This window comes from Deltaproteobacteria bacterium, assembly GCA_009930495.1.
Lineage (GTDB): Bacteria > Desulfobacterota > Desulfovibrionia > Desulfovibrionales > Desulfomicrobiaceae > Desulfomicrobium.
The window spans coordinates 1-1,592 of the sequence record RZYB01000364.1; the positions used below are offsets into that span (position 1 = coordinate 1).

Genomic DNA, 1,592 nt, shown 5'->3' on the forward strand with positions numbered 1-1,592 from the left:
CCCACGAAGCGTTTGATGCGGCGCGGCAGACCTGCTCCGGAGCTTTGGCTGATGGCCGCCACGCTGCCGTTGGCCAGGGCCACGGCCACCACCAGGAAAAAAAACATGGCCTGGCTCATCACGCCCATGCAGGCTTGAACCTCGCGACCGATGCGGCCGGCCACCCAGACATCCACGAAGCCGATCAGAAAATGAAAAATCATCATTACCACCTGGGGCCATGTCAGGTTCCAGATGGTGGCATAGGGCGCGCGCTCCATGCGCTGGTCGAATTCGCGGTCGGTCATGCTTTGTCTCCGGGTGCTTCCGTCGAGGCCGCAATGCGTCAGCGGTGATGATTTGACAAGAGGGAAAATGGCACCATTGTTTCACGGCGGGGGAAGGCTTGCTTTCCGCAAGCCCTCCCGATAACGAAACCGATCTTTATCATGTATGACGGGGTGTGAGCCCGCGAGGTTTTTTGTGAATCGTGAACATCTGCCCGAAAGCGTGACCGTGGTCGAGGAAGGAGGCAAGCGTTTCTTTCTGGTCGGCACGGCCCATGTATCAAAGGAAAGCGTGGATGACGTGCGTCGGACAGTCGAAATTGTCCAGCCCGATTCCATTTGTGTTGAGTTATGCCAGGCCCGGTATCAGTCCATGACGCGGCGAGACGATTGGCGGCGTATGGATATCTTTAAGGTTATCAAGGAGGGCAAGGCAGCCTTCCTGCTCATTCAGCTCGTGCTTCAGGCGTTTTATCGCAAGATCGGCGACAAATTGGGCGTGCAGCCGGGCGCGGAAATGATGGAAGGCGTGCGTCTGGCCGAGGAAACCGGGGCAACTTTGGTTTTGGCCGACCGGGATGTACAGATCACCTTGAAGCGAGTGTGGGGATTTTTGGGGTTTTGGAACAAGGTCCGTCTTTTGACCCAGCTCCTGACCGGCATCTTCGTGGACGAAGATGTGGATAAGTCCATGATCGAGGACATGAAGAACAAGGATCAGCTGGAGTCCATCATGGGCGCTTTTTCGGAGAACTTCCCAGGGATCAAGGAGCGTCTTATTGACGAGCGGGACATCTATCTGGCTCAAAAGATCCGCCTTGCACCGGGTGAGAATATCGTGGCCGTTGTCGGGGCCGGTCATGTGCCGGGCATGCAACGGTATTTCGACCAGGAGATCGATCTGTCCCCTCTGGAGCAGTTGCCGCCGCCATCCAAGTGGGGGGCGTTCTGGAAATGGGGATTGCCGGGTTTTTTCGTCGCGCTGCTCGGAATCGGCTTTTTACGCGGCGGCGCTAGCGTATCCATGGAAGCCGTATCCATCTGGGTTCTGGTTACCGGCATGTTGGCCGCGCTGGGTTCGGCGGCGGCCTTGGGGCATCCGCTGACCATTTTGTCCAGTTTTCTGGCCGCGCCCATCACCACTTTGCATCCCATCCTGGCCGCCGGCTGGGTGGCCGGCCTGGTTCAGGCCTGGGTCAAGAAGCCCACTGTCTCGGATTTGGAAGATCTGCCTTCCAGTATCCTGACCGTGAAAGGATTTTGGACCAATCCGGTCAGCCGTATTCTGCTGGTGGTTATTTTCGCCAATCTGGGCGCATCTATCGG

The 1,592-nt window shown here is 57.5% G+C and carries 2 protein-coding genes; one reads left to right on the top strand and one right to left on the bottom strand.

All coding sequences use genetic code 11. The features are described from left to right. Window positions 1-287: MATE family efflux transporter (locus EOL86_14705; GenBank protein NCD26822.1), on the bottom strand; the 287-nt coding region annotated here is incomplete at its 3' end. 145 nt (window positions 288-432) lie between these two features. On the opposite strand from EOL86_14705, the gene EOL86_14710 reads away from it, so the two are divergent. Then, window positions 433-1,592 (top strand): TraB/GumN family protein (locus EOL86_14710; protein NCD26823.1); only part of this gene is annotated, 1,160 nt, incomplete at its 3' end.